Source organism: Rhodoferax sp. RT5P35 (assembly GCF_056521385.1).
The window spans coordinates 650-1173 of record NZ_JBWMAX010000247.1 but is presented as its reverse complement, the minus strand read 5'-3'; the positions used below and the strand labels follow the sequence as shown (position 1 = coordinate 1173).

The window sequence follows — 524 nt, the reverse complement described above, 5'->3', positions numbered from 1 at the left end:
GTGTATTCCAGGTCCAGCAGCGGCGTGCCGTGCACGATGCCCACCGAGATGGCGGCCACGGGCTGGAGGATTGGCGTGACGCTGAGCTTGCCAGACTGCAGCAGCACGTTGACAGCATCCTGCGCCGCCACAAACGCGCCGGTGATGGCCGCCGTGCGGGTACCGCCGTCGGCCTGCAGCACGTCGCAGTCCAGGTGGATGGTGCGCTCGCCCAGCAGCTTCAGGTCAAACACGGCGCGTAGCGAGCGGCCGATCAGGCGCTGGATTTCCTGCGTGCGCCCGCTTTGCTTGCCGCGCACGGCCTCGCGGTCGCTACGGGTGTGGGTGGCGCGCGGCAGCATGCCGTATTCGGCGGTGACCCAGCCCTCGCCACTGCCCTTTTTGTGGCCAGGCACTTTTTCTTCGACAGACGCGGTGCACAGCACTTTGGTATTGCCAAACTCGATCAGCACCGAGCCTTCGGCGTGCATGGTGTAGCCGCGGGTGATGCGCACCGGGCGCAGTTGCTGGGTGGCACGGCCACC

Annotated in this window: 1 protein-coding gene; it reads right to left on the bottom strand. The window is 67.2% G+C overall.

Annotation, left to right across the window (positions count from 1 at the left end):
* A partial coding sequence (rph, locus tag AC097L_RS25380) for a ribonuclease PH (RefSeq protein WP_479589475.1) occupies positions 1-524 on the bottom strand: 524 nt, incomplete at both ends.